Source organism: Acinetobacter sp. YH12205, from assembly GCF_013418125.1.
GTDB lineage: Bacteria > Pseudomonadota > Gammaproteobacteria > Pseudomonadales > Moraxellaceae > Acinetobacter > Acinetobacter towneri.
On sequence record NZ_VPCQ01000006.1, the window covers coordinates 46734 to 66147 of the forward strand.

17 protein-coding genes are annotated in these 19414 nt (G+C 42.6%); 9 read left to right on the plus strand and 8 right to left on the minus strand.

Annotated elements, in window-relative coordinates; translation table 11 throughout:
• Positions 1-57: 57 nt before the first annotated feature.
• Entirely contained in the window at positions 58-669 is a 612-nt protein-coding gene (locus FTU92_RS09580) for a glutathione binding-like protein (RefSeq protein ID WP_096902535.1), read from the minus strand.
• A gap of 218 nt (positions 670-887) precedes the next feature.
• Here FTU92_RS09580 and FTU92_RS09585 point away from each other — a divergent pair, with 218 nt between their 5' ends.
• On the plus strand, positions 888-2339 hold the full coding sequence (locus FTU92_RS09585) for a SulP family inorganic anion transporter (protein WP_180096152.1): 1452 nt from the start codon (positions 888-890) through the stop codon (positions 2337-2339).
• A 185-nt stretch (positions 2340-2524) separates the two neighbouring features.
• On the plus strand, positions 2525-3241 hold the full coding sequence (gene trmB, locus FTU92_RS09590) for a tRNA (guanosine(46)-N7)-methyltransferase TrmB (RefSeq protein WP_179989759.1): 717 nt from the start codon (positions 2525-2527) through the stop codon (positions 3239-3241).
• Between the two features lie 69 nt (positions 3242-3310).
• Here trmB and FTU92_RS09595 read toward each other — a convergent pair whose 3' ends face one another.
• From FTU92_RS09595 to FTU92_RS09620, 6 genes are all read right to left on the minus strand, one after another.
• Positions 3311-4087, minus strand: coding sequence for a Rossmann-like and DUF2520 domain-containing protein (locus FTU92_RS09595; RefSeq protein ID WP_180096154.1), 777 nt, complete (start codon positions 4085-4087; stop codon positions 3311-3313).
• A gap of 104 nt (positions 4088-4191) precedes the next feature.
• On the minus strand, positions 4192-4989 hold the full coding sequence (locus tag FTU92_RS09600; RefSeq protein ID WP_180072277.1) for a thioesterase family protein: 798 nt from the start codon (positions 4987-4989) through the stop codon (positions 4192-4194).
• An 82-nt stretch (positions 4990-5071) separates the two neighbouring features.
• Positions 5072-5758, minus strand: a complete 687-nt coding sequence (locus tag FTU92_RS09605; RefSeq protein ID WP_004971520.1) for a class I SAM-dependent methyltransferase — start codon at positions 5756-5758, stop codon at positions 5072-5074.
• 60 nt (positions 5759-5818) lie between these two features.
• Positions 5819-6811, minus strand: coding sequence for a biotin synthase BioB (gene bioB / locus FTU92_RS09610; RefSeq protein WP_180096156.1), 993 nt, complete (start codon positions 6809-6811; stop codon positions 5819-5821).
• Positions 6812-7002: 191 nt separating this feature from the next.
• Entirely contained in the window at positions 7003-8691 is a 1689-nt protein-coding gene (locus FTU92_RS09615) for an AMP-binding protein (protein WP_096901051.1), read from the minus strand.
• Between the two features lie 83 nt (positions 8692-8774).
• Positions 8775-9401, minus strand: coding sequence for a TetR/AcrR family transcriptional regulator (locus FTU92_RS09620; protein ID WP_004971526.1), 627 nt, complete (start codon positions 9399-9401; stop codon positions 8775-8777).
• Positions 9402-9549: 148 nt separating this feature from the next.
• Here FTU92_RS09620 and FTU92_RS09625 point away from each other — a divergent pair, with 148 nt between their 5' ends.
• From FTU92_RS09625 to FTU92_RS09655, 7 genes are all read left to right on the plus strand, one after another.
• Positions 9550-10722 carry an isovaleryl-CoA dehydrogenase gene (locus FTU92_RS09625; protein WP_180096158.1) on the plus strand — a complete coding sequence of 391 codons (1173 nt, stop codon included), beginning with the start codon at positions 9550-9552 and terminating at the stop codon, positions 10720-10722.
• 33 nt (positions 10723-10755) lie between these two features.
• A complete protein-coding gene (locus FTU92_RS09630) occupies positions 10756-12357 on the plus strand; it encodes a carboxyl transferase domain-containing protein (RefSeq protein WP_131261348.1) in 1602 nt (533 codons plus the stop codon).
• A gap of 11 nt (positions 12358-12368) precedes the next feature.
• Positions 12369-13166: an enoyl-CoA hydratase/isomerase family protein gene (locus FTU92_RS09635; protein WP_004971533.1), complete on the plus strand. Its 798-nt coding sequence runs from the start codon at positions 12369-12371 to the stop codon at positions 13164-13166.
• 15 nt (positions 13167-13181) lie between these two features.
• The gene (locus FTU92_RS09640) at positions 13182-15176 is read left to right on the plus strand and encodes an acetyl/propionyl/methylcrotonyl-CoA carboxylase subunit alpha (protein ID WP_167845930.1); all 1995 of its coding nucleotides are present in this window, start codon (positions 13182-13184) and stop codon (positions 15174-15176) included.
• On the plus strand, positions 15173-16075 hold the full coding sequence (locus tag FTU92_RS09645) for a hydroxymethylglutaryl-CoA lyase (protein ID WP_096901054.1): 903 nt from the start codon (positions 15173-15175) through the stop codon (positions 16073-16075). The genes FTU92_RS09640 and FTU92_RS09645 overlap by 4 nt, the downstream gene beginning before the upstream one ends.
• A 99-nt stretch (positions 16076-16174) precedes the next feature.
• Positions 16175-16879 carry a CoA transferase subunit A gene (locus tag FTU92_RS09650; protein ID WP_004971542.1) on the plus strand — a complete coding sequence of 235 codons (705 nt, stop codon included), beginning with the start codon at positions 16175-16177 and terminating at the stop codon, positions 16877-16879.
• Positions 16880-16882: 3 nt separating this feature from the next.
• Positions 16883-17521 carry a CoA transferase subunit B gene (locus tag FTU92_RS09655; protein WP_004971544.1) on the plus strand — a complete coding sequence of 213 codons (639 nt, stop codon included), beginning with the start codon at positions 16883-16885 and terminating at the stop codon, positions 17519-17521.
• 294 nt (positions 17522-17815) lie between these two features.
• Here FTU92_RS09655 and FTU92_RS09660 read toward each other — a convergent pair whose 3' ends face one another.
• Positions 17816-19300 (minus strand): OmpA family protein, encoded by a 1485-nt coding sequence (locus FTU92_RS09660; protein WP_180096160.1) that lies wholly within the window; start codon positions 19298-19300, stop codon positions 17816-17818.
• Positions 19301-19414: the final 114 nt, after the last annotated feature.

Genomic DNA, 19414 nt, shown 5'->3' on the forward strand with positions numbered 1-19414 from the left:
CGTTAAGTGTTAACTCAACGTCTTTTTTATTATCTGATTCTGGCAAGTAAAAGCCGATTAAGGAATCAAGCCTTCATCACGCATAGCAATTTGTACCGACTGACGCGCAGCAACTTTATTACGGATTTCAACCACATGGCTATACGGAGTTAAATCATGCTCAATATAGTTTGACCAATTAGTGATAACAAACAAATACGCATCGGCTGGACCAAAGTTATCATCCACCAAATATTCATGGTCTGATGATGCAATCGCTTGATCAATATAAGTCAACAAGCGATCAATTTCTGCATAGGCTTTTTCTTTGGCTTCTGCATCTAAAGGCGCGCCAAAAAATACTGCGTAAGCGTCATGTAATTCAGAGTTTAAATAACCCAACCATTCCAAAACTTTAGCACGACCTAAACCAGATGGCGGAATTAAATCCTGTTTAGGGTCTTGCTGCGCTAAAAATGGCAATAGCGCTACGTTTTCCGTCAAAATTAAACCTGGGTTAATTTCTAAAGCAGGTACATAACCTTTAGGGTTAATTTCATAATAATCGGCACCCTTTTCTGTTTTATGGGTTTTTAAATCTACACGCTCAATATCAAAATCGACATTCACTTCATTTAAAATAATATGTGCTGCCAAAGAGCATGCGCCAGGTGAATAATAAAGCTTCATATTTGATCCTTGTTATATAACTATCTCTGTTGTAAATCGCTTGTCACAAACTTGCAAGTGATTGAACCTATAAATTGCAAAAAAGCGAAAATGTCTTAAAAAGCCCTTACGCTTTGACTATCCTGCAAAAGACAGGCTTTTTCAAGTCTGTTTTGCCTGCTTTTTTATCTCTAGATGTTTTAACATACAGCCCTTTAAAGTTTCATGAAATTGAGATTGTGATTAGCCTGAAAAAAGAAGAATGGTTTTCCAATATCCGCACCGATGTTTTGGCAGGTTTAGTGGTAGGTTTGGCATTAATTCCTGAATCAATTGCCTTTTCGGCTATAGCAGGCGTCGATCCGCAAGTCGGCTTATATGCATCGTTCTGTATTGCGGTCACGATTGCTTTTTTTGGTGGGCGTACTGCCATGATTTCTGCCGCGACAGGCGCTATGGCATTACTGATGATTACCCTCGTCAAAGAACATGGTTTGCAATATTTATTGGCTGCAACAGTACTCACAGGGCTGATTCAGGTTATAGCAGGCTATTTTAAAGTTGCCAAACTGATGCGTTTTGTTTCGCAATCGGTAGTTTATGGCTTTGTAAATGCCTTGGCGATTTTAATTTTTGTGGCGCAACTGCCTGAATTATCGAAAATGGATGGCTTAGGCTATTTATTTGTAGGATTAGGTTTAGCGGTAGTCTATCTGTTTCCATACATTCCTAAAATTGGTAAAAGCATTCCCTCGCCTTTGGTCTGCATTATTGTGCTGAGTGTGGTTGCTTTATTACTTGGTGCAGATATGCGTACCGTAAGCGATTTGGGACAATTTCCCGACACGCTGCCTATTTTTCTAGTGCCTGACATTCCACTGAATTTTGAAACTTTATTTATTATTTTTCCTTATGCCATGACCTTAGCCACAGTCGGTTTACTCGAAACCATGATGACCACTACGATTGTCAATGAAGCTACAGGCACAGAAGCAGATCGGCATCAGGAATGTCGTGGTCAAGGCTATGCCAATATTGTCAGTGGCTTTATGGGTGGTATGGCAGGCTGTGCCATGATTGGGCAATCTGTTATCAACGTCAGCTCTGGCGCGCGCACCCGTCTATCTACACTTACTGCAGGCGTGTTTTTACTGTGCTTGGTGGTTTTTCTCAAAGATTGGTTGGTATATATTCCTATGGCAGCACTGGTCGCAATTATGATTATGGTGTCATTCACGACTTTTAACTGGGATTCCATCCGTAATTTTAAAAAGCATCCTAAACAAAGCAATATTGTCATGTTAACCGTGGTCATTGTGGTGTTAGCTACCCATAACCTTGCTTTAGGTGTTTTTGTCGGGGTACTGCTTTCTGCTTTATTTTTGGTGAATAAACTGGAAAGTGAAGTTAAAGTCAGTTCGTTTTTATTGGGCGAACATACTCGCCAATATGTGATTTCTGGGCAAATTTTCTTTAGCAGTTCGGAAAAGTTTTATCAGTTTTTTGATTTTTCAGAAGACATTAGCAATGTCACCATCGACTTAACGCATGCGCATATTTGGGATATTACCTCTGTAAATATGCTGAATAGCGTGGTGAACAAATTTAAAGCCCAACAAATTAAAGTGCATATTATTGGATTGAATGAGGCCAGTCATACCTTAATTGATCAATACAGTACCCATTCGTAATTATTGTATTAAAATACCGTTGATGATGTTAAATGCTGAATCTTAATGATTCGGCATTTTTTATGCTCAAAAGATGCAGATGTATCGCAATCTTGCACGGCGCTGCGAAAAACAGCGAAAAAGTTTGACTTCAATGGCTCAGGACTTAAAATACCGCATTCGAATTTATTAGATTTGCCAAAATTATGTCGAACGATCAATTAGACCAGCACGTTGTCGAGCTGGACAACCTCAACGAGCATCGTGAAATTGTAACGTTCATGCGCCGTTCTTCACCATTGAATACGTCACAACGTAGCGCCTTGGAACAATACGGCGACTTAATTTTGGAATATCCTGTTGGCGATTTACGTCAACATTTTGAACACCCTGAACACCCGCTTACAGTAGAAATTGGTTTTGGGATGGGGCGTTCTTTGGTACTTATGGCGCAGGCCAATCCTGAACGTAACTTTGTCGGGATTGAAGTCCATATTCCAGGGATTGCACAGTGCGTTTATGAAGCAGGTACAGCAGGTTTAAGCAACTTACGTGTCTTAGATGCCGATGCAATTCAAGTGCTACGTGAAATGCCAGACAATAGCATTGATACGGTACAGTTATATTTCCCAGACCCATGGCAGAAAAAACGTCACTTCAAACGCCGTTTTGTTGCTCATGAACGCATGGAGTTGGTAGAGCAAAAATTAGTGTTAGGCGGTACGTTCCATGCAGCAACCGACTGGGAACCGTATGCAGAATGGATGCTGGATGTATTGGACAACCGTCCACGTTTAGAAAACTTGGCGGGTAAAGGCAATAGCTACCCTCGCCCTGAATGGCGTCCACAAACCAAGTTTGAACGCCGCGGAATTGAAGCAGGTCATAAGATTAATGATTTTATCTTCAAGAAAATTAACTAATTTCTGCTAGAAAAAATGCTTCCACAAGGAAGCATTTTTTATTTGAACTCGTGTTATCGTATCAAATGACTAAGATTGATGCCGCGTTAAAATCTGTTGGCTCATTAGCGCATAAACTTCGGCAAGTTCATGTTGCTGCCCTACTGCCAATAAGTCCTGATGCATTTTTAAAATATTGTGATCGCCCCGCATGGCAGGCCCTGTTTGCATTTGACGCGGATCATTTTGGGTTGCTTTATGCGCAGTTTCCAAAATAAGAGGATACAGCAAACTAAAATCTACTTGCTGAGCATCGACCACTTGCTTAGCCATGTCATAACAATAATTACTAAAATTACAGGCAAATACCGCAGCCAAATGCAAACTCAAACGCTGTGCTGAAGTATAGGCATAAACCCTTTTGCTTAGGCTATTTGCCAAAGTCATTAAAAGCTGCTGATCTTCAGCAAATGCAGCTTCTATAAATAAAGGCGTTTCTGACCAATCAATTTCACGCTCTAAACTAAAGGTTTGCAAGGGATAAAATACCCCTGAACGTACATGATGCTGTTGCAATACATCTAATTTAGTACTGCCTGAGGTATGCACAATCAACACATGATTTAAATCACGATGAACTTCCTGAATCACCTGTGCAATGCCCTGATCACTCACTGCAATAATCACTAAATCTAGATCTGAATGAAGTTTTTCTACTTCAGCAATCGCTTCTGCGCCAACCTGCGCAGCCAAATGCTGCGCCTTGTCCAGACTACGGCTATAAATTTGCACAATTTGATGCTGTGCGTTTAAAACATGAGCCAAATGATGTGCAACGCGCCCTGCACCAATCAAACTAATTCGCATAATATTTTCAGATAAAATAAGATGAAATAATCTGCACACAGCATGCCAATAAAAAAAGGACGAAGCAATTCGTCCTGATGTTTTTTGTTTGATATCGAATAGATTTAGAATTGACGCAAAGTTAAAATCTGCTCACTACGTCCAAATGGCCCTTGAGTATCATGCAAAACTGCACTCGTTAAGCCAATACCATCTTCACCATATTGTTGTGTTACTTCCAAGCCTAGCCATTCGCCTTGCGGTAAACGGTGTAAATGCATTTGCAAATCTAAATTTGGAAAACCCCAACCCGCATTCGGGTCTAAACGTGGCACTACGCCATTGGCGGTATCCACCATCCCCAATAAACGCACAAAACTAGATGTGCTTTGATTTTCAACCATATCCAATTGGTTTCTTAACCAAACGATGCCCTTACCTGCACGACGATCTAAATGCGCACGGGTTTCAATGCTTTGAATATAGCCGCCCGGCCAACAACGCATGCCATCCCAATCGGGCAAATATTCAGGGTTTTCTATCGGTAAATCTTCCAATCCTGCAATTGCGCGTGTATCTGAGGTTTTCATTTTCCATGCACGCGCCACAATACAGGTTTTTCCTTCAGCACACATTTCCGCTTCAATCAGCTCAATGGTTTTACCCGGTCGAATCATACGGGTGGTGATACTAAATTCACCAAAGGCAATTAAGCCAAAAATATCTAAACCGACCCGACCAATTCGCATATCATCACGCGGCATAAATTGCTCAAGTTCTGCACACAAAATACCCGTTGCAGGTGCCATGTGTTGTTCATGCGGATTCCACGCGCCTTGTGCATGAATGTTGCAATGATAGTGCGCAGTACAGCCACCATCGGCATGTTGTTCACGTTTGAGTAAAGTGTAATATGCTGACATTTTTTCTCTTTCCCTGATCTAACTTTTCTTGTGCGGATACTTTTACTACAAAGATTACTGACTAAATAATGTTATTTATCAACTATTTCTCTGCAAAAAAACCATAATAATTCATAAGTTGACAATATGTTTTACACTGACGAAAACCCACTTGAGTAAGCAATGCTGCCTGCGCATCTGCCATAATTAAATGAAAATCATCGGCCAGTCGTGCAAGCATTTTTTCCGCTTGAGTCGTAGTTAAACCACAATCCAAAGCCAAATTCTGCATCCAGCGCAGTTCTATATTTTCAGTCTGCTGCATCAGATCATAGCTTAATAAAATCGCTGTAGGTTTTAATGTTTGGTAAATATCTTGAAAAAATAATGTTTTTTCTGCGACTGGCACAAAATGCGCCACCAAAATCGCCAATGCCGCATCAAACTGCAAATTTTCAACCTGCGCTTGTTGGGCAAATTGGTGGGTATCTGCCTGTATAAAACGTACTCGCTCATGCCCTGCCACAGACTGAATGTTTTTTTCTGCCTGCTGTAACATGCTTAAAGATGGGTCGATGGCCGTAAATTGCCACTGTGGATGTTGCTGCAGTAAATACTGCAACTCATAGCCTGTGCCACACCCCACCACTAAAACTTGTGCTGTTTCGGGCAAATGACTACTTAAAATTGCATTGATGTGTTGATGTACCAATTCATATCCGGGAATGAGTTTCCGAATATGACTGTCATAGCCTGCAACCACAGTTGCACTGTGAAAATCTTTTGCCATATCACATGATTCTTCTTTAATTTACTGACATTAAATATCTGAGTCTTTTTCAAGATCTGCTTAAGCCACAGCCATTGCATCTACCGACAATTCCGAAACGGTTGGCTTGGCACGTTCAGGCACTAAGCCTAATTTTTGGAACAATTGTTTGTCTTTGCTTTCGCCTGCGTTTGGTGTGGTCAAAAGCTTTTCACCTGAGAATAACGAGTTCGCACCTGCCATAAATGCCAACGCCTGATCTGAATCAGATAATGATTCACGCCCTGCAGATAAACGAATATAGCTGTTTGGCATGATAATACGTGCAACTGCAATGGTACGAATCCACTCAATCACATCCAGTTTTTCTACTTCAGCCAATGGTGTACCTTCAATCGGAACTAACATATTGATCGGCACAGATTCAGGATGTAACGGTAAAGTCGCTAATTCATGTAATAAACCAATACGGTCTTGGGTATCTTCACCTAAACCGACAATACCGCCACTACATACTTTCATACCTGTTTGACGCACAATATCCAAAGTGTTTAAGCGATCATCAAAACAGCGGGTACTAATCACATTAGGATAATACTCACGCGATGTGTCTAGGTTATGGTTGTAATAATCTAAGCCTGCATCTTTTAAGCGTTCTGCCTGCGATTGGTTTAACATCCCTAAAGTCATGCAAGTTTCTAAGCCCAGAGCTTTGACTTCACGCACCATTTCCAGAACATAGGGCATATCGCGTTCATGCGGATTACGCCAAGCAGCGCCCATACAAAAACGTGAAGAGCCTGAGGCTAATGCTTCTTTGGCTTCCTGAATGACTTTATCAACTGCAATACGTTTTTCAGCTTCAAGCTGTGAATCATAATGCGCAGATTGCGAGCAATATTTACAGTCTTCAGGGCATTTGCCTGTTTTAATAGACAATAAGGTACTGACTTGTACGGTATTGGCAGCAAAATGTTGGCGATGCACACGCTGTGCTTCAAAGACTAAATCCAGAAAAGGTTGTTCATATAACTGCTGAATTTCTTCTCGAGTCCAATCATTGCGTACGGTCATTATTTTCATCCTTGATTATCACGCATCATGCTTAAACTTGTGCCATCTTTTATTAAGCCGAGCATGCGATATATTTTTAGTGTGATTATTCCTGTATAGAGTATCCCTTTATCTCTGCGTGAGAAATAAAGGGTGTGTGCTGACAAAATTAAAAGGTCGATCTTGCAGCAGTAAATAGCTGAAATAATGCCTTAAGCAATTTCCTTTAAATTTAATTCTTCACGCATAAATTCACGTAATTTAAATTTCTGTGCCTTGCCTGAAGCGGTCATTGGAAATTCACTAAAGAAGCGCACATAACGTGGGACTTTATTGTGTGAAATGTGTTCTGCACAGTATTGGCGAATTGCCTCTTCGGTACATTCATGGTGTTCATGCAAAATAATACAGGCACATAGTTCTTCACCATAACGATGATCTGGCACGCCAATTACTTGCACATCGCAGACCGCATCGTGAGTATATAAGAAATCTTCAATTTCTTTCGGGAACAGGTTTTCACCGCCACGAATCACCACATCTTTAATGCGACCTTTGATTTTTACAAAGCCTTCATCATCCATTTCTGCAATGTCGCCTGTGTGCATCCAACGTGCAACATCAATGACTTCTTGGGTTTTGTCATGTTCATCCCAGTAACCCAGCATGACTGAATAACCACGCACACACAATTCTCCTAACTGTCCGCGCGGCACGACTTTGCCTTCTTCATCGACAATTTTTACTTCCAGATGTGGATGTACACGCCCCACCGTACTGACTCGACGCTCCACCGAATCTTCAGTCGAACTTTGTGCGCTCACAGGCGCTGTTTCGGTCATGCCATAACAAATGGTGATTTGCGCCATGTGCATACGGTCGATGACGCGTTGCATAATTTCTTGCGGACACGGACTGCCTGCCATGATGCCTGTACGCAAGCTAGATAAATCAAATTCATCAAACTGTTCATGCTCTAAAATGGCAATAAACATGGTCGGTACGCCGTAAGCAGCTGTACATTTTTCTTGCTGAATGGCTTTTAAGGTATCGAGCGGGTTAAACACTGCCGATGGATAGACCATGGTTGAACCATGTGTGATACAAGCTAAATTACCCATCACCATACCAAAGCAGTGAAACAGGGGCACGGAAATACAAACACGGTCTTGTGGACTTAAATGAATTGCTTCTCCTACAAAGTAACCATTATTTAAAATGTTGTTGTGGGTCAGCATAGTGCCTTTCGGATTGCCCGTCGTGCCTGAGGTAAATTGAATATTAATGGTTTCATCGAACTGCAACTCACTAGCAATGTGTTGCAGTTTTTTCAGCATGTGTGTGGTTGGAGCTGTCAATAAATCCTGAAAACGATGCATTCCTGTATGTGCTTGATCATCAATTTTAATCACATGCTTTAAATGCGGTAAACGCTTGGCGTTGAGGACTTTATTGTCTGCCTGACACAGCTCTGGGGCAATTTTCGTTAAGATGTCCTGATAGTTGGTACTTTTAAACTGCGATGCAATTACCAAACCTTTACAGGAAACTTTGTTGAGCACAAATTCCAGTTCATTGCTTTTATAGGCTGGGTTTAAATTCACCAAAATCACCCCTGCCTTAAAGGCTGCGAATTGAGTGATCGTCCATTCCACACAATTCGGAGACCAAATGGCAAGGCGGTCACCTTTTTTAAAACCGAGTTTTAACAAACTACAGGCAAAGGCATTGACCTGTTGCTGTAGTTGCTTATAGGTCAGACGCACATTTTGATGCACGCTTACCAAAGCATCCTGATCTGCATATTGCTGGCAAGCCTGATCAAACTTTTCACCAATGGTCATGCCTAACAAAGGCTGATTACTGGTGCCATAGGCATAACTTAACCGTACTTGTGTCATTGAATCGATCTCCTTGATTCTTTGTAATTCTGTTTTCCATTATGACGACGATTACTTTTTGCCTGTTTTGTGCGTTGTTTTTACTACCCTCCCTGCTGTTTTCGCACTGCATTTACACAAAAGTCGGCAATTTGTTTGACAAAGTAATCTTTATAATTTTGATCAAACATCACATTGCGAGACGGGTTTAAAGGTTCAATCACTACAAAGGTCATGGAGCCAACCACACCTAAAGCAGCAGTGTTCAAATCTTCAAAATCAAACTCACCATTGACTTTTCCTTCAGCCAAAATTTCCTTGATGCTCTGTTTGATCAGTTGTTTACTGCGAAAACGCTCATGTTCCATTTCTGGGTCTACAGGCTCGAACATTAACGAATACGCCAATTGAGGGCTGTTCATCGCACGCTTCACAAAAGTGGTGACAGATTTTTGCAATTTTTGTTTTGCACTTAAATCTGACTTCGCAATGTGGTCCAAAATTTCGACCTCACGACGAATCGCATCCGATAAAACTTCAATCAAAATCTGACTTTTATTTTCAAAGTAGCGATACACCAAACCTGTAGATACGCCTGCGCGTTCTGCAATGGCTTGGATAGACGCTTCTTTAAAGCCCCCATGAGCAATAAGTTCACGAGCAGAATCTAAAATCGCCATGCGATTTTGTTCCATACGTTCCTGCATCAATGATGATCTTTTATAACTCATATCTTATTCTCAACCAGATAAAATGAATTGTAAATCATTTTGTGAATTTTAGTTCACTTTTTTAAATTTTCGATGTATGTTAGAACCTAAGCACAACAACAATGCTTGTTTTAGGGACAACAAATATAACCACAGGATGGATGAACACATGATTTTACAAAGCTTAGACTTCGGCTTAGATGAAACCTTAATCGCCCTGCGCGATTCAATCGCTGCTTTTTGTGCAAAGGAAATTGCACCCATTGCTCAACAGGTTGATCGTGATAACGAATTCCCTGCCCAGCTTTGGAAAAAATTTGGCGATATGGGCTTACTTGGCTTAACCGTGAGTGAAGAATACGGCGGCACTAACTTAGGCTATTTAGCTCACATCATTGCCATGCAAGAAATTTCTCGTGCATCAGCATCCATTGGTTTGTCTTACGGTGCTCATTCTAACCTATGTGTGAACCAAATTAAGCGAAATGGGACAGAAGAACAGAAGCAACGCTATTTACCAAAACTGATTTCAGGCGATTACGTCGGCGCTTTGGCAATGTCTGAACCAAATGCAGGCTCAGACGTGGTTAGCATGAAACTGAAAGCTGAAGATAAAGGCGATCATTACTTGCTCAACGGCTCAAAAATGTGGATTACCAATGGCGGTGATGCCAATGTTTTGGTGGTGTATGCCAAAACTGACTTACAGGCAGGCGCCAAAGGTATGACTGCTTTCTTAATTGAAAAAACCATGTCAGGTTTTAGCCACGGCAGCCATTTAGACAAACTCGGGATGCGCGGCTCAAATACCTATCCATTGTTCTTTGACAATGTTGAAGTACCAAAAGAAAACGTCTTGGGCGGTGTGGGCAATGGTACAAAAGTACTAATGAGTGGACTGGACTATGAACGTGCAGTTTTAAGTGCAGGGCCGCTAGGCATTATGGATGCCTGCATGGATACCGTGATTCCTTATATTCATGAGCGTAAACAGTTTGGTCAGGCATTGGGTGAATTCCAGCTTATGCAAGGCAAAATTGCCGATATGTATTCGACTTGGTTGGCATGTAAAGCACTGGTCTATGCCGTTGGCGCAGAATGTGACAAAGCTGAACACAGCCGTAGTTTACGTAAAGATGCAGCCAGTGCCATTTTATACGCTGCCGAAAAAGCCACATGGATGGCAGGTGAAACCATTCAAACCTTGGGCGGTAATGGCTATATCAATGAGTTCTCTGCAGGACGTTTATGGCGTGATGCCAAACTCTATGAAATTGGTGCGGGTACTTCAGAAATTCGCCGTATGTTGATTGGCCGTGAATTGTTTAACGAAACTGCCTAAAAATAAATCACAAGAATAGACAAGGATGTTGGCATGAATCAATTACAGAGCAAAATTAATATTCGCAGCGACGAGTTTAAAAACAACCAAGCTGCGATGCAAAGCCTAGTCGATGACCTCAGAGAAAAAGTCCAAAAAATTGCTTTGGGTGGTGGCGAAACTGCACGCCAAAAACATTTAGACCGTGGCAAATTACTGCCACGTGAACGGATTGACCACCTGATCGATCCGGGTACTGCATTTATTGAAATTGGTCAGTTGGCCGCTTATCAGGTCTATCAGGATGATGTCCCTGCTGCGGGTGTAGTGGCGGGTGTCGGTCAAGTGAATGGCGTGACCTGCATGATCATTGCCAACGATGCCACAGTAAAAGGTGGAACGTACTATCCACTGACTGTGAAAAAGCATTTACGCGCACAGGAAATTGCCGAACAGAATCACCTGACTTGTATTTATTTGGTCGATTCTGGCGGTGCATATTTGCCGCTACAAGATGAAGTCTTTCCAGACCGTGATCATTTCGGACGCATTTTCTATAACCAAGCGCGTATGTCGAGCATGGGCATTGCCCAAATTGCCGTTGTGATGGGAAGTTGTACCGCAGGCGGTGCGTATGTCCCTGCCATGTCAGATGAAACCATCATTGTGCGTAATCAGGGGACAATTTTCTTGGGCGGCCCACCGCTGGTTAAAGCCGCAACAGGTGAAGTGGTTAGCAGCGAAGACTTGGGTGGTGGCGATGTACACACTCGCCTTTCAGGTGTAGCCGATCATTTGGCAGAAAATGATGAACATGCCTTGGCAATTGCCCGCAACATCGTTGCCAATTTAAATAAAAAGCCAAACCCGCAGCCTGAGCATATAGAAGCACCATTATTCGATGCCTCTGAACTGTATGGCATTGTTCCGACTGACGCGCGTAAACCGTTTGATGTACGTGAAGTGATTGCCCGTATTGTCGATGGTTCACGTTTTGATGAATTTAAAGCGCGCTTTGGCACCACATTAATTACAGGTTTTGCCAAACTATATGGTATGCCTGTCGGGATTATTGCCAACAACGGTATTTTATTTTCCGAGTCGGCACAAAAAGGCGCACACTTTATTGAACTATGCACCCAACGCAACATTCCCCTGTTATTTATTCAAAATATCACAGGCTTCATGGTTGGACGCCAATATGAAAATGAAGGCATTGCCAAAAATGGTGCCAAACTGGTGATGGCGGTTGCCACAGCCAATGTGCCTAAACTGACTTTGGTGATTGGCGGTTCTTTTGGTGCAGGTAACTACGGGATGTGTGGTCGTGCTTATTCACCACGTTTTATGTGGACATGGCCAAACTCACGTATTTCAGTGATGGGTGGCGAACAAGCATCGAGCGTATTGTCTACCTTAAAGCGTGATCAGATTGAAGCCAAAGGTGGTAGCTGGTCTGCAGAAGAAGAAGATCAGTTCAAACAACCAATTCGTGAACAATACGAACGTCAGGGTCATCCATATTATGCGTCTGCACGCTTATGGGATGATGGTGTGATTGATCCAGCACAGTCGCGTGAAGTTTTGGCATTAAGTTTAGCCGCTGCCCTCAATGCACCCATCCAACCGACCAAATTTGGCGTGTTCCGCATGTAAGAGGTGACAAAATGGATTATCAGTTTTTACAGCTCGAACAGAACAACCAAGTGGCTACGGTTTGGATTAATCGTGCGGAATTGCATAACGCTTTCAATACAGAGGTAATTGAAGAATTACACGCCTGCTTTCAGGCACTGAATAGCCGTGATGATATTCGAGTGGTGATTTTGGCAGGACGCGGCAAAAGCTTTTCTGCAGGTGCAGATTTGAACTGGATGAAACAGGCAGGTCAAGCTTCTACAGCAGAAAATCAAGCCGATGCCCTAAAACTGGCAAAAATGCTGCAAAGTTTAGCGACGTTAAAACAACCGACTATTGCCCGTGTGCATGGTATTGCCTTTGGTGGTGGTATGGGTTTGGCAGCTGCCTGTGATATTTGCGTTGCCAGCACCGATGCCAAGTTTGCGACCTCTGAAGTACGTTTAGGTTTAGCACCATCTACCATTAGCCCTTACGTCATTCGTGCGATTGGCGCACGTCAGGCATCACGTTACTTTTTAACGGCAGAGCGTATTTCTGCAGAACAGGCACAGCAAATTGGTTTAGCGCATGAAGTCACTTCAGCCGAAGACTTAGACAGCAAAATTGATGAAATTGTGCAAGCCTTATTGCTTGGTGGCCCAGAAGCGCAACATGCTTCTAAACAACTGATTCAGATGGTTAATCATCAAGTTTTGACCGAAGATTTACTCCAACAAACTGCACAGCATATTGCACATGTTCGCCAAGGAACTGAGGCGAAAAATGGCTTAAATGCTTTTTTAAATAAACAAAGCCCGGCTTGGATCAAGACCACGGCAGAATAAAAGAAGGATCGCACGATGTTTGAAAAGATTTTAATTGCCAACCGTGGTGAAATTGCCTGCCGTGTAATTCGTACCGCAAAAAAACTTGGGATTGCGACTGTCGCGGTGTATTCAGATGCCGATGCGCAATCACAACACGTTAAACTGGCAGACGAAGCCATTTATATTGGTGAATCGCCTGCGGCACAAAGTTATTTGCAAGTTGAACGTATTATTCAGGCAGCCAAAAGCACAGGTGCACAAGCGATTCACCCGGGTTATGGTTTCTTATCTGAAAATGACCAATTCGCACTTGCCTGTAAAGACAACAATATTGTTTTTATTGGCCCGCCAGTTGAAGCCATTTTGGCGATGGGTCTAAAAGCAACCTCTAAAGCCTTGATGGAAAAAGCAGGTGTGCCACTAACTCCGGGCTACCACGGCAGCAATCAAGATGCGGCATTTTTAAAGCAACAAGCCGACAGCATTGGTTATCCTGTGCTCATTAAAGCCAGTGCAGGCGGTGGCGGTAAAGGCATGCGTTTAGTAGAACGCAGTGAAGACTTTCTCAGCTCACTCGCTTCATGTAAAAGTGAAGCACGTTCTAGCTTTGGTAATGAAGATGTGCTGATTGAACGCTATGTGATTCAACCACGTCATATTGAAGTACAGGTTTTTGGCGATACTCACGGCAACTACGTGCATTTGTTTGAACGTGATTGCTCGGTACAACGTCGCCACCAAAAAGTGCTTGAAGAAGCACCTGCACCAAAAATGCCAGAAGATAAACTCGAAACTATGCGCCAAGCCGCAATTGATGCCGCACGTGCTGTAAATTACGTGGGCGCAGGTACGGTAGAGTTTATTGTCGAGCAAGACGGTACTGCTTATTTCATGGAAATGAATACCCGCTTGCAGGTCGAACACCCCGTCACAGAAATGATTACAGGGCAAGACTTGGTTGAGTGGCAATTGCGAGTTGCTTTTGGTGAGCCATTGCCAAAACAGCAACATGAATTGCAAATTCATGGTCATGCCCTTGAAGCGCGTGTGTATGCCGAAGAACCAGAAAAAGGCTTTATTCCTGCCATTGGTCAAATCAGCTATCTGCATTATCCAGAGCAAAATGATGCCGTACGTGTCGATAGCGGGATTGTCGAAGGTGATGAAATCAGCACCTACTACGACCCAATGATTGCCAAACTGATTGTTTGGGGTAAAAACCGTGAAGCAGCATTAACGCAAATGCACCATGCTTTAGGTCAGTTCCACGTCGATGGTTTAGGCAACAACATTGCATTCTTGGATCGTTTGGTGCTGTGTGATTCCTTTAAACATGCCAATTTGGATACAGGGCTTATTCAACGTGAGGAAGCATTTTTACTTAACGCAAAACCTGAAGTCGCTACAGAAACTGTCGTTGCAGCTGCGTTAATTGATGTACTTTCTCGTATTCAAAACAACAAAGCGGCAAACAACGCGGTTTGGCAAAAAGACCACTTCTGGCGCTTAAATCAGCAAAGCGCCCACACAGTGCAATTACAGTGCAATGACCAAACACTCAAAATCCAGTTAAAACCATGCACTTCTGGTTTTGAGGCTCACTACAATGGGCAAACGCTGAGCGTTCAAGGCGAGCTTTTGGATGCACATCGTCTACAGGTTTGTATCAATGGTCAGCAACAAAAAATAGCATTTAACCAACATGCGCAAGGCATCACCCTGTTCCAAAACGGTCAGCGTCATGTGTTTAGCTATGTACAAGCAAACTTTAACAGCGATGATCAACAAGACAATGCCAACAATCTGACTGCACCAATGCCGGGTGTAATCACCCAAGTTTTGGTGGCAGCCAATGCCCGTGTGAAAAAAGATGATGTACTGATGACACTGGAAGCCATGAAAATTGAATATTCAATTCGTGCGCCTTTCGATGGCATTGTGGCAAGTTCGTACTTCCAAGCGGGCGATCAGGTCAAAGCAGGCGATGAACTGGTTGAATTTGAAGCCTTGACGGAGGAAGTTGCATGACTGAATTTGTCAAAATTGTAGAGGTTGGCCCACGAGATGGTCTGCAAAATGAGAAAACGCCACTCACTTTGGCAGACCGTAAAAACCTGATTTTGGATTTAATGCAAACAGGTTTAAGCAGCATTGAGGTCGGTTCTTGCGTATCGGCCAAATGGGTACCGCAAATGGCAGACAGCGATGTGCTGTTTGCCAGCCTGCCACAAAACCCAAACATTCAATTCAGTTTACTGACCCCAAACTCAAAAGGTTTTGAGTCGGCTTTGGCGGTGGGTTGCAAAGAAGTTGCCGTGTTTACCGCCGCTTCTGAAAGCTTTACCCGAAAAAATATCAACTGTTCAATTGAAGAAAGTTTGGAAAAATTTAGCGATGTCATGCGTCAAGCCAAAGCGCACAACATTCGCGTGCGTGGTTATGTATCTTGTATGGTGGACTGTCCTTATGAAGGCGCAATTGACCCGAAACAAGTCGCAAAAGTCACACAGCAATTATTGGACATGGGCTGCTATGAAGTGTCTTTGGGTGAAACCATTGGTACAGCAACCCCTGACCGTGTGCAAAAAGTCTGGGATGCATGTTTGGCAGAGGTCGATGCCAAAGTTTTAGCAGGTCATTTTCACAATACTTACGGCATGGCGATTGCCAATATTTATCAATCGCTCTTACAAGGCATTCGTGTATTTGATTCATCCATTGCTGGTTTGGGTGGCTGTCCGTATGCCAAAGGTGCATCGGGCAATGTGTCTACCGAAGACTTGTACTATTTACTGTCCAAGATGGGTTTTGAAACAGGTGTGCGGTTAGAGCCGCTGATGCAAGCCAGTCGCAACATCAGCAATATCTTACAGCGTGATAATCCATCTCACTATGCCAATGCCTACTGGCAAAAGGTTTGTGCTTAAAACCCATTTCATCCTCAATAGCATTGGAACATAAGCAATAAGGATGGCAACAACACAACATGGCAAGTGAATGCCGTGCAGAGAATAAAGAGGTGACAAATGTCCAATAAAGTATATGACAGCGCACAAGCTGCATTAAATGGCGTGGTTCAAGATGGGCATACCTTGGCGGTGGGTGGTTTTGGTTTATGCGGTATTCCTGAAGCCTTGATTGCTGCGTTAAAAGATACAGGTGTGAAACAGCTGACTTGTATTTCCAACAACGCAGGGGTCGATGGTTTTGGTTTAGGCTTATTGCTTGAAACCAAACAAATTAAAAAAATGATTTCATCTTATGTCGGCGAAAATAAAGAATTTGAACGCCAGTTTTTAAGCGGTGAACTGGAAGTTGAACTTACCCCGCAAGGCACACTGGCAGAAAAATTACGCGCAGGCGGTGCGGGTATTCCTGCATTTTTCACCCCAACAGGTGTAGGCACTGTCATTGCAGAAGGCAAAGAAGTCCGTGAATTTAACGGCAAAGATTATATTTTAGAAGAATCTTTGACTGCAGATGTCGCTTTGGTCAAAGCCTACAAAGCAGATAAAGCGGGTAATCTTATTTTCCGTAAAACAGCACAAAACTTTAATCCTGTTTGTGCTATGGCAGGCAAAATCACCATTGCCGAAGTTGAACAAATCGTTGAAATTGGCGATTTAGACCCCGACGAAATCCACTTAGCTGGTATTTATGTGAACCGCATTGTCCTCAATGCAAGCCCAGAAAAACGGATTGAACAAATGACTTTAAAGGCGGAGGCTTAAGACATGGCTTGGACGCGTAATCAAATGGCGCAGCGCGCTGCACAAGAATTAGAAGATGGTTTTTATGTCAATTTAGGCATTGGCTTACCCACACTGGTCGCCAATTATATTCCTGAACATATCAATGTCTGGTTACAGTCCGAAAATGGCTTGCTTGGCATTGGTGAGTTCCCAACTGCCGAAACTGTAGATGCCGACCTGATCAATGCAGGTAAACAAACTGTGACAGCGCGTAAAGGTGCGGCTTTTTTCTCTAGCGCAGATTCCTTTGCCATGATTCGTGGCGGGCATGTCAATATCGCTATTTTAGGGGCAATGGAAGTTTCTGAACAAGGCGATCTTGCCAACTGGATGATTCCCGGCAAGAAAGTTAAAGGTATGGGCGGTGCAATGGATTTGGTTGCAGGCGTACAAAAAGTTGTAGTGCTGATGGAACATTGTGCCAAAGATGGTACGCCTAAAATTGTATCGCAGTGCAGTTTGCCACTCACAGGTAAAGCGGTGGTGCATCGTATCATTACCGACTTAGGCGTGCTTGATATTACTCCACAAGGCGTAAAGTTGATTGAACTTGCACCCGATGTCAGTTTTGATGAAATTCAAAAAGTCACAGGTGTTGCCTTACAAAAAGTCGCAGCTTGATGAATTTATCTCGAGTGAATAACCCTCTCCTTTGCAAGTTTTGATGCACTGCTTTAAAACTTAATACAAGGGAGAGGGTTTGTTTTGACTTTCATACTTTCCCACTCAACTTATTCAATCTACTCAACAAATCACTAATTTATAAAACTATTCCTCAAACCAAAGAGCATTCAAAAATTACTTTCAATTTCGATATTTGCACGATACTTCGGCACTGATCTGCAATAAAAAAAGCCTTCACTTTGCAAAGTGAAGGCTCAATACAAGTTTAATCTTACAAGAAAATAAACCTGTTTAAGATTGAGGCGTCTTTTGCTCTACCACGCCTGCATCTTCCACACTACGCACTGTGCCTGTATCTACATTCAAGACTTCAAACTCAATCCGGCGGTTTTTAAACTGACCCTCTGGGGTTGCATTTGCTGTAATCGGCTGCTCTGAACCAAAACCAATGGCTTGCAATTGACCCGGATTTACACCACGTGATACTAAATAATCGACCACTGCTTGCGCACGTTGTTGTGACAAAGTTTTGTTGGCATTGGCATCACCTACGGCATCGGTATGCCCTTTCACGGTTAATTGCACTTGTGGCGCGCGCTGCATCAATACCGCAGCCTGATCTAAAATAGACTTATTGGCTGCTGGAATTTCAGTCGATGCAGAATCAAAATTAATGATTTGCATATTGAGTGCCGTCGCAACATCCAAAGCTTGAATATTGTCAGGGTTAATTGCAGCCAAAGCCTGCTCTGCATTGCTAATACTGCTGGTTACAGCCTGATTAACATCGGTTACTGTAGTTTCTGCAGGTTGCTGAGTCACTACGGTCATGTTTTTAGCCAATGGACGAATTTGACTGGCTAAACGCTCTGCATCGGCAGGGTTCGCGGCTTGAATAGACAGTTGATTACCCACCCAGTTTAAATTGACATTCGGTACACCTTTCAGCATTTTTAAAACGCTTGGAATCACGTCCTGATCAATAAATTCCGAATGATAGTTGGCAAAATTTTCTGCACCACAACCTGTTGGATGATTGAAAATTTGCTTCACTTCATTCTGCAGAATTTCCATATAGCTTGGACTATTCAGCAAAATTTGACAGGTCACCAAATTACCATCACTGCCTGTACTGACTTGCAACATTGCAGCCTGATTGGCTGCCACTTGGGTCTGTGTGGTTGCAGGCGCTTGGTTGCGGTCACTACATGCACGGAATAAAAATGCCAATAAACCAATTAAAATAATTAAAGCTAAAATTGGCAATAACCACGAACGGCGTTCTTCTACGGGCTCAGTCACAATGACTTCAGGTGCTTGATGTACGGTTTGGCCCGCAGCATTATTTACCCCCAAAGCAGCCAATAATGCTGTTGCCCACTGCGGTAAAGCCGCCTGAATTGAATCTAAATTGTTTTGCAGTAAATGCTGAATTGCAACTGGGTCAGATGAACCTGCCTGATTTTCCAAAAAGTTTAAACTTGGTGCAATTGAACGATTCAGGGTGTTTTCAATTTCGGTTTGCGGTGCTGTGCCGCTGACCAAATCTAAAAACTGCTGTTTTAAAGATAGATTTGAACCAAATACATCGCCCACACGTGGATTCAGTTGTCGCAGCAGATTGTCAATCAGTTCAGGTCGTGAATTTAAAATAGACAATAAAATGGGATAAAAACTATTTAATGCCTGATTTTTTTCAAGCAAATGCTGGGTTTCCCCTTCCAATACAATGGATGACACACTTTGTTTGAGCAAGTCTATAAAATCTGTTTGCATATATATGCCCTCTTTTTTGTCTTTGTTTTCAAGTTGTTTTTTAGTGTATATGCTTAAAATTTAAACAAATGTAATAAATTGTGGTGTTTTGATTTTGTTGTGAAATTTGAGTCA

What these genes read in the sequence shown, in the direction of transcription:
- FTU92_RS09660 (WP_180096160.1), bottom strand. Translation starts at nt 19,300, where the DNA reads ATGCAAACAGATTTTATAGACTTGCTCAAACAAAGTGTGTCATCCATT.
- FTU92_RS09640 (WP_167845930.1), top strand. Translation starts at nt 13,182, where the DNA reads ATGTTTGAAAAGATTTTAATTGCCAACCGTGGTGAAATTGCCTGCCGT.
- FTU92_RS09655 (WP_004971544.1), top strand. Translation starts at nt 16,883, where the DNA reads ATGGCTTGGACGCGTAATCAAATGGCGCAGCGCGCTGCACAAGAATTA.
- FTU92_RS09620 (WP_004971526.1), bottom strand. Translation starts at nt 9,401, where the DNA reads ATGAGTTATAAAAGATCATCATTGATGCAGGAACGTATGGAACAAAAT.
- FTU92_RS09595 (WP_180096154.1), bottom strand. Translation starts at nt 4,087, where the DNA reads ATGCGAATTAGTTTGATTGGTGCAGGGCGCGTTGCACATCATTTGGCT.
- FTU92_RS09580 (WP_096902535.1), bottom strand. Translation starts at nt 669, where the DNA reads ATGAAGCTTTATTATTCACCTGGCGCATGCTCTTTGGCAGCACATATT.
- FTU92_RS09650 (WP_004971542.1), top strand. Translation starts at nt 16,175, where the DNA reads ATGTCCAATAAAGTATATGACAGCGCACAAGCTGCATTAAATGGCGTG.
- trmB (WP_179989759.1), top strand. Translation starts at nt 2,525, where the DNA reads ATGTCGAACGATCAATTAGACCAGCACGTTGTCGAGCTGGACAACCTC.
- FTU92_RS09600 (WP_180072277.1), bottom strand. Translation starts at nt 4,989, where the DNA reads ATGTCAGCATATTACACTTTACTCAAACGTGAACAACATGCCGATGGT.
- FTU92_RS09605 (WP_004971520.1), bottom strand. Translation starts at nt 5,758, where the DNA reads ATGGCAAAAGATTTTCACAGTGCAACTGTGGTTGCAGGCTATGACAGT.
- FTU92_RS09625 (WP_180096158.1), top strand. Translation starts at nt 9,550, where the DNA reads ATGATTTTACAAAGCTTAGACTTCGGCTTAGATGAAACCTTAATCGCC.
- FTU92_RS09630 (WP_131261348.1), top strand. Translation starts at nt 10,756, where the DNA reads ATGAATCAATTACAGAGCAAAATTAATATTCGCAGCGACGAGTTTAAA.
- FTU92_RS09615 (WP_096901051.1), bottom strand. Translation starts at nt 8,691, where the DNA reads ATGACACAAGTACGGTTAAGTTATGCCTATGGCACCAGTAATCAGCCT.
- bioB (WP_180096156.1), bottom strand. Translation starts at nt 6,811, where the DNA reads ATGACCGTACGCAATGATTGGACTCGAGAAGAAATTCAGCAGTTATAT.
- FTU92_RS09635 (WP_004971533.1), top strand. Translation starts at nt 12,369, where the DNA reads ATGGATTATCAGTTTTTACAGCTCGAACAGAACAACCAAGTGGCTACG.
- FTU92_RS09645 (WP_096901054.1), top strand. Translation starts at nt 15,173, where the DNA reads ATGACTGAATTTGTCAAAATTGTAGAGGTTGGCCCACGAGATGGTCTG.